This is a genomic window from Streptomyces sp. NPDC051684, from assembly GCF_044453445.1.
Lineage (GTDB): Bacteria > Actinomycetota > Actinomycetes > Streptomycetales > Streptomycetaceae > Streptomyces.
Genome location: NZ_JBITCS010000023.1, coordinates 141,589 through 149,019, shown reverse-complemented (window position 1 = coordinate 149,019; position 7,431 = coordinate 141,589). Strand labels below are relative to the sequence as shown.

Genomic DNA, 7,431 nt, shown 5'->3' with positions numbered 1-7,431 from the left:
GGCGGCGGCCCCGGCGCCCCCGGCCCCCGCCACCCCCACCACGGGGGTTAACCCCCCCCCGCCGCCGGGGGCCCCCCCCCCCCCCCCCCCCGGGGGGGGGGCCCCCCCCCCCCCCCCCCCCCCCGCCCCCCCATCAGCAAGAAGGTTTCGCCATGACGTCCAGAAGAGCTCCGCGCGCCCCGTCCTCCGCCCGCTCTCACCGTCTGGAACCACCATGTCCGGCAAGCACCAGTCCTCCACGCACACCGTGAAGTTCCCGCACCGCAGCAGGCGCGGCGTCCTGCTCGGCCTGTCCGTCCCGCAGTTGGTCGTCGCCGGGCTCACCGGCCTTCTCCTTCTCGCCGTGATCCTCGCCCGCGGTGTGGTCGGCGCCCTCCAGCTCATCCCGCTGTGGGCCGTGATCGCCCTGCTCGTCTTCGTCCGCCACCGAGGCCGTGCTCTGGCGGACTGGGCCCCGATCGTCGTCCGGTACGCGCTGCGCCGGATGCGGGGCCAGCTCGTCTGGCTCACCCGGCCCTCTCGCCGGCCGACCCGCGAGGGACTGCTCCACCTTCCCGGCACAGCTGCCAGCCTGCGCGTGACCACTGCTCCTGACGGCAAGTACGGCGCCGTCCACAACCCGCACACCGGGACACTGACCGCGGTGGTCAAGGTCTCCTCCCGCGCCTACGCCCTGCTCGACCCCGGCACCCAGCAGGCCAACGTCGGCGGCTGGGGACGCGCGCTGGCAGCTCTCGCCCGTACCGGGCAGATCGCCCGCATCCAGGTGATCGAACGCACCATCCCCGACTCCGGCGACGCGCTGCGCCGCTACTGGGAAGAGCACGGCCGCCCCGACACCCCGATGGCCGGCGCGATGTACAACGAGCTGATCCAGAGCGCCGGTCCCGCAGCCGCCCCGCACGAGGCGTACGTCGCGGTGTCCCTGGACACCAAGGCGGCCCGTCGGCTGATCAACCAGGCTGGCGGCGGTCTCACCGGTGCCTTCAGCGTCCTCGCCCAGCTCACCTCCACGTTCGACCAGGCGGCGCGGACCGCCGGTCTCACCCCGACGGGCTGGCTCACCGCCCGCGAGATCGCCGCCGTGGTGCGCACTTCCTATGACCCGAAGGCGCTGGCGACACTCGACCGCTGGTCCACGGCCGGTCGCCCCGAGGCCGAGCCCGCCGCCGCCGGACCCGTCGTGGTCGTCGAGAAGGCGGACCACATCGCCACCGACTCCGCCGTGCACGCCACCTACTGGGTGGAGAACTGGCCGCGCACCGAGACCAGCGCCGGCTTCCTGCACCAGCTCCTGTTCACCGGCGGGGTGCGGCGCACGCTGTCGCTCTCCTACGAACCGAAGAACCTCGACGCCGCCCTGCGCGACGTGCAGCGCAAGAAGTCCAGCGTGATCGCCGACGCCGCCGAACGGGCCCGGCGCGGCCAGGTCGACTCCGAGGCGGACTCGATCGAGTACCAGGACATCAAGTCCCGCGAGCGCCAGCTCATCGCCGGGCACGCCGACGTCGCCCTGACCGGTCTGCTGACCGTCTCGGCCGACACCGAGGACGAGCTGCGCACCGCCTGCGCCGTCGTGGAGACCGCCGCTGTCGGCGCCCAGCTCGATCTGAGGCCGCTGACCTGGCAGCAGGCCGAGGCGTTCACCGCCGCCGCCCTGCCGCTCGCGCTCGCTGCCTGACCCTTCCCTTCGAAAGAGCACCCTCATGTCCCGCACCGCCAGCCCGACCGCGCAGGACTTCGTGCCCTTCGCCACCGCCGCGCTCGACTTCCACCGGGCGCTCAACATCCCGGGCGGCCCGCTGGTCACCACCCGGGCCGAGCTGGACGCCCTGCACGCGCACCTCGTTTCGCTGTACGGGCTGCTCGACGCCCACACCGGTCGCACCGGGCAGCTCGTCGCGGTCGAGGGCGACCAGCTCCGTACCGCCCGCACCCGCATCTGGCAGGCCGCCGAGCACCTCCACGCCGCCTACCACGCGGCGCCCCGGCCGGACTCCGGCGAGATCCCCGCACCGGAGGCGTGCCAGGCCGGCCTTCCGGAGGGAGCACCGGGACTGACCATCTGCCAGCGCCACCAGCGCACCGCTCATCTCGTCCGGCGGCGCACCACCCCGGCCGACCTGCACGCCCCGTTCACCGGCCTCGTCCGCCGCTGACCCACCCGTCATCTGGAGAAACGCTCATGCCCCGTACCCGCGCCAGCGCCTCCCCTCTGTTCGTGCCCCGTAAGACGACGCGCGCCGAGCAGCGGGCCGCCCGAGCCGGTTTCACCGAAGCCCGCCGCCAGGCGCGCCTCGCCGGAAATCCGCCCAAGCACCGCGCCGAGCAGACCCTCGATCCGAGTCTGCGGCCTACCTACCCGCCCGCCGGTCGCCCCGGTCCGGCCTCCGCCCGCGGCGGCAAGCTCGCCCTGCCCGCCCACCGGATGACCACCGCCACAGCCAGCGGCGCGTACCCGTTCGTCGCCGAGGGTGGCCTGGGCGCCGAAGGGGTGTTCATCGGCCGCGATGTGCACGCGGAGGCGGCTTTCTGCTTCGACCCGTTCTCGCTCTACAACAGCGGCAGGGTGGAGGGCTTCACCAACCCCAACGCCGTGCTCGCGGGAATCATCGGCATGGGGAAGTCGGCGCTGGCGAAGTCGATCGCCACCCGGTCGATCGCCCACGGCTACCGGGTCTACATCCCCTGCGATCCCAAGGGGGAGTGGACCGGTGTCTCGCAGGCCCTCGGCGGCTACAGCATCGCCCTGGGCCCGGGGCTCCCCGGCCGGTTGAACCCGCTGGACGCCCCGGCCCGCCCCGCCTCCGTGAGCGAGGAGGACTGGTTCACGGAGGTTCGCAAGCGCCGTCTGCTGCTGCTGGCCAGCCTCGCCCGCACCGTGCTGAAGCGCGACCTGCTGCCGATGGAGCACACCGCCCTCGACCTGGCCCTGGATCTGGTTGTCGCCGACGCCGCCGCCCGGGGCACGGTGCCGCTGCTCGGCGAGATCGCGCACGTACTCGGCTCCCCCGAACGCCTCGACCAGGCCCTCGGCCACCAGGCGGGGCACCTAGGTTCAGCCGCCCAGGACCTCGCCCATGCCTTGCGACGGCTCGTGCACGGCGACTTGAGCGGCATGTTCGACGCGCCGAGCACCGTGTCGTTCGACCCGACCACACCGATGCTGTCCATCGATCTCTCCCGTCTCGGCGGCTCCGGTGACGACACGGCACTGGTGCTCGCGATGACGTGCGCGAGCGCGTGGATGGAGTCAGCCCTCAGTGATCCCGATGGTGGTCGGCGCTGGGTGATCTACGACGAGGCGTGGCGGCTGATGCGGCACGTCGGTCTGCTGGAGCGGATGCAGAGCCAGTGGAAGCTCTCCCGAGGGCTGGGCATCGCGAACCTCATGGTGATCCACCGGCTCAGCGACTTGCTCTCGGCGGGCGACACCGGTTCACGCAGCCGGGTCCTTGCCGAGGGGCTCCTCGCGGACTGCAGCACGCGCATCATCTACCGCCAGGAGCCTGACCAGCTCGCCGCCGCTGCCTCTCTGCTCGGCCTGACCGGTGTCGAGACCCAGGCGGTGTCCGCCCTGACCAAGGGCCGAGGTCTGTGGAAGGTCGCCGGCCGCTCGTTCATCACCCAGCACATCCTCCACCCGGCTGAGCGGGAGCTGTTCGACACAGACGCCCGCATGGCCGCCTAGCCCAACGACCAGCACAGCAACGGGAATCGATCATGTCTGCTTCTTCCACTCCTTCCTCCGGTGACAACCAGCCGTCGCAGGCCACCGACCCTTTGGCGTGGCGACGGCACCTCCCGGCACTGGCCTCGGCCGCCGCCGGGATCAACGAGGCGTGCGACGCCTGGGACGCGGTTTCGGACTCGCTCTGCGACGCGGACGGCTGGCCGCTGGACGACAAGGTCTACGGGGACGGGAAGGTCAAGCGGGACGCCGAAGCGTGGAAGCACGCCGAGGTGTTCCTCGACCACGGACCCGAGGTGCTGGCCGGGGTCCGCGCCGCCGCCGACGGCCCCGACTACGTCGAGGGGTCGATCAGTGACGACCTCCGTCGGATACGCGGAATCGACCACATCCTGTTCCGGGCGGAGGAACTGCGGCACGAATGGGCCGACGTCATGGCGCTTATGGACGGTTCGCAGCCGAGCGTGCTCCACCTCTACAAGGAGCGTGCCGAGGAGCACCGCAACACCGAGGGCTGGCACTACTCGCACGAACTCGGCTCCAAGGGACCGGCGTTGGTGCGCGTCGGCGAATACCTCGCCCACCGAGCGGACACCGAACGGCCGGTGCAGACCGAGCGGGCTCGCGTCGCCCTGACCCGCTCGACGCACAACACCCCTGCCGTATCAGCCCCTTCGCCCCAGGTCCCGCCGGCATCGCAACCGCCGGCTCCCGGTCGCTCGCGGTGATCCCTAGCACGCAGTCACGGCAGCGCCAAACTGCCCGATCACCAGATCCTCATGGACCACCGCACTCCTTCCAGCTCAACGCCCCCGGCGGCTCCCGCCGTGCGGCGGGACGTTCGCAACGGAGAACTCCATGCACCACGAAACCTCGCCCCCGACCGCCGCGTCCGATCCGCGTCGCCTTCAGGCCGCTCTCTGTTCCGCGCTCGGGCAGCGCGGCCTGGAGGGCACCGTCGAGTACGGCCTCAGCGACTACATCGTCCACGCCGAGCTTCCCGACGGCAGTTCGCTGATCATCTCGCCGCCGCAGGAGCCACCCTCCGAGCACCCCGAGTCCCCGGAAAGCTGGATGGTCACCCGCCACCGGTCCGTCGAGCCTGCGGTCTACGAGGTGATCTACGACTCCGAGCCGGACGGTCCGCATGCGCGCCACGGCGGCAGCGTGCCGGACCTCCTCTCCGCTGTCGACGCCCGCCTGGACCAGCTTGGCGTGCCACCACGCCAGGAGCAGGAACGTTCCGGCAAGGCGCGCGCCGCCACCGTGCTCCCGCCCGACTCCGCTCCATCCCGGGCGAGGGTCGCTCTCGCCTCCTCGCCGTCGGTCGGCCAGCGCGTGCTCCCGACCGGTTCGCCGCCGGAGTCTTCAGCGCGGACCGCGCCGCCGTCGGCCAGTTCCTCACCCGCTCCCCGACTCTGACCGACCGCGATCCAGGAGTCCTCCGTGCACCGCACCCCCAGAACTGATCCGCCCGTCGCCCGCACCTGCAACCGCACCCGCCTCGGATGGATCTGCCATGCCCAGCCACTACGACGTGCTGCCCGACCTGGCCTTCGGCCACCACCCCGTCCACGGCATCGTCGCCGCCAACCCGAAGAACCTCGCGGCCAGCACCTGGATGCTCAAGGGATTCGACTTCCATCCCGTCCCCGACCAGCCGACGTTGTACGCGCTGGCCGACCAGAACCGTGACGGACACGGCCGTACGAGCCGGGCCATCGAGCTGCTGCGCAAGGCCGGCTACCAGGTCGATGTGGACGTCGCACTTGACCCTGCACCGGCGCCCGACACCGCACAGGTACGCGACCGCGGTCCGCTCGGTGAACCAGACGTCGCCTTCGCCGACCACCCGCAGCTCGGCATCGTCGCGGCCTTCGACGACCGTGTCTCCGGCCTCAGCGGGCTGGCGCTGTTGGAGGACGGCTGGCGGCACAACTCGAGCCTGGACATCTACACGCTCCCCGCGACCACCGATCGCGTCGAGGCGCTGGGGAAAGTCGCCTCCGCCACGGTGGCCCTGCACCGTTCGGGGCTCCAGGTCGCAGTGCAGCCCCGCCTCGCTCAAGAGGTGACGGCTCGGCCCCGCCCTGCTGCCACGCCGACCACCGGCCGTGAGCGCGGTCGTGGTCCCGCCTGCGCGTCTCCGTTGAGCGCCGCCGCACTCGCCGCCAGCCCGGCCCGTGCCGGGATCACGGGCAGGGCGCCGGTCCCCGCCACCGCCGTCTCCACACCGGCGGTCCGGCCGGTTGACCCCCGCGTCACGTACTCCCGCGACCGCTGATCCAACTCCTCAAGGAGGCCCTTCCATGGCCGTGAAGACGATCTGGCCTATCGACCACACCTGCGGTCACCATGCCGACCGCGACTTGTCCGACCGACCGGCTGACCGACGCGCCGGCTTCGCCGAGTGGCTCGCCAGGCAGGAGTGCACGGACTGCTGGCGCGCCTCGAACGAGGGCGCCGAGCAGGACAAGGCTGCCTGGCTCAAGGCGAAGCGCGCCGAGGAGCAGACGGCGTCCGAAGCCTGGTCCGAGCAGTACCGGATGCCTCCCCTGGAAGGAACCGAGCGGGCCGTTCCCTGGGGCGTGCGCTGTCGTCACCAGATCCTGACCAACGCCTACACCGCACTGGTCACCGAAGGTACGACCAGCGAAGCGGAGTGGGCGGAGATCGAGGAGAACGCTCGTACGGTGACCCGTGCCGGGTGGTGGATAGACCAGAGGTCGTCCGAGCCCGAAGACCTCACCGAACTGCTCCGAGCCGCCACCGGGGCCGACCGGCCGACAGAGAATCCCTTCTTCTGACCGACCGGGTGCCCTGCTGCGGCGGGGCACCCGGCTGACCGCCACCGTGCGGCCTCTACCAGCGATTCTCGGCCGAACCAAACCCCGGATTTGCCGGACGCTCTGCCCACTGGCCCACCTCCAACGGGTCCTTCGCTCCCTCTGCCCCGGAGACCTCCGTGCCTACCTCGATCACCATCACGTCCGAGTTCAGCGGCAGCGTCGTTGCCAAGGGCGCTACTGATGACCTCTCCGCGCAGCTCCTCCGTCACGCCGGTTTCAAGCAGATCGACGACTGGCACGGCCGACGCCATCGCCTGCCCACCACCACTCCGCTCGCCGACCAGGTCGCCATCGCCAGCCATGCGGCCGAGATGCTTCGAGCCGCTCGCTATGACGTCACCCTTCCGCCGTCCCTCGACACGGCCCGGATGAGCCCTCCGGTGCATGCGCTGGGGCCCTACGCCGCCGGAGCTGAACTCCTCAGCATCACGGACCAGATCCGTGCGGCCGAAGACGGAGCCAGCCTTCAGCGGGCAGTCGACCACCTCCTTCACCCCGAGCACGGTGCGCTGGAGCGTGTCCGGGAGGCGCTAGAAGCAGCGGGAGAACAGGTCAACGACCTGGACGAAGACGCGTATGCGCTCGCCGACCGGTTCGGCTTCGCCTCGGAGTTCGTCAGCTCGGCCCAGTCCGAACTCGTCGACTCCGAGGCCGAGCTACGCCGCGTCGGCGCCGCTTCGACGAGCTACTCCCCAGCACCGACCGTCCGTGATCACCGTGGTGCCGCTCTCGCCACTTCTCCTGCGGCGAACCAGGCCAAGGTCTCCTCGGCGTCCAGTTCCCCGTCGGCGCCTTGCTCTGCGACGGGTCACCCACCACGCGCCTCAACCCCCCGACGGTGACCCCGGCCGCCCTCTCCGCCGTCGGCCTCCAGTACGTCGCGCGCCCCCG

Annotated in this window: 8 protein-coding genes; all 8 read left to right on the top strand. The window is 71.5% G+C overall.

The window, feature by feature from the left end:
• Nucleotides 1–214 precede the first annotated feature (214 nt).
• Nucleotides 215–1,681 (top strand): SCO6880 family protein, encoded by a 1,467-nt coding sequence (locus tag ACIA8D_RS26810; protein ID WP_399236095.1) that lies wholly within the window; start codon nt 215–217, stop codon nt 1,679–1,681.
• 25 nt (nt 1,682–1,706) lie between these two features.
• Nucleotides 1,707–2,159 carry a DUF6238 family protein gene (locus ACIA8D_RS26805; RefSeq protein WP_103516369.1) on the top strand — a complete coding sequence of 151 codons (453 nt, stop codon included), beginning with the start codon at nt 1,707–1,709 and terminating at the stop codon, nt 2,157–2,159.
• A 26-nt stretch (nt 2,160–2,185) separates the two neighbouring features.
• A complete protein-coding gene (locus ACIA8D_RS26800; protein ID WP_399236093.1) occupies nt 2,186–3,691 on the top strand; it encodes an ATP-binding protein in 1,506 nt (501 codons plus the stop codon).
• A 32-nt stretch (nt 3,692–3,723) separates the two neighbouring features.
• On the top strand, nt 3,724–4,419 hold the full coding sequence (locus ACIA8D_RS26795; RefSeq protein WP_399236090.1) for a hypothetical protein: 696 nt from the start codon (nt 3,724–3,726) through the stop codon (nt 4,417–4,419).
• 130 nt (nt 4,420–4,549) lie between these two features.
• Nucleotides 4,550–5,113, top strand: coding sequence for a hypothetical protein (locus ACIA8D_RS26790; RefSeq protein WP_359901140.1), 564 nt, complete (start codon nt 4,550–4,552; stop codon nt 5,111–5,113).
• A 97-nt stretch (nt 5,114–5,210) separates the two neighbouring features.
• Nucleotides 5,211–5,975, top strand: a complete 765-nt coding sequence (locus tag ACIA8D_RS26785; protein WP_399236088.1) for a hypothetical protein — start codon at nt 5,211–5,213, stop codon at nt 5,973–5,975.
• 25 nt (nt 5,976–6,000) lie between these two features.
• The gene (locus ACIA8D_RS26780; protein ID WP_399236087.1) at nt 6,001–6,498 is read left to right on the top strand and encodes a hypothetical protein; all 498 of its coding nucleotides are present in this window, start codon (nt 6,001–6,003) and stop codon (nt 6,496–6,498) included.
• Between the two features lie 158 nt (nt 6,499–6,656).
• Complete coding sequence (locus ACIA8D_RS26775) at nt 6,657–7,382, top strand: hypothetical protein (protein ID WP_240136742.1); 726 nt, start codon at nt 6,657–6,659, stop codon at nt 7,380–7,382.
• Nucleotides 7,383–7,431 lie beyond the last annotated feature (49 nt).

Coding starts and splice junctions, on each gene's coding strand:
- ACIA8D_RS26810 (WP_399236095.1), top strand. CDS start 215: ATGTCCGGCAAGCACCAGTCCTCCACGCACACCGTGAAGTTCCCGCAC.
- ACIA8D_RS26805 (WP_103516369.1), top strand. CDS start 1,707: ATGTCCCGCACCGCCAGCCCGACCGCGCAGGACTTCGTGCCCTTCGCC.
- ACIA8D_RS26800 (WP_399236093.1), top strand. CDS start 2,186: ATGCCCCGTACCCGCGCCAGCGCCTCCCCTCTGTTCGTGCCCCGTAAG.
- ACIA8D_RS26795 (WP_399236090.1), top strand. CDS start 3,724: ATGTCTGCTTCTTCCACTCCTTCCTCCGGTGACAACCAGCCGTCGCAG.
- ACIA8D_RS26790 (WP_359901140.1), top strand. CDS start 4,550: ATGCACCACGAAACCTCGCCCCCGACCGCCGCGTCCGATCCGCGTCGC.
- ACIA8D_RS26785 (WP_399236088.1), top strand. CDS start 5,211: ATGCCCAGCCACTACGACGTGCTGCCCGACCTGGCCTTCGGCCACCAC.
- ACIA8D_RS26780 (WP_399236087.1), top strand. CDS start 6,001: ATGGCCGTGAAGACGATCTGGCCTATCGACCACACCTGCGGTCACCAT.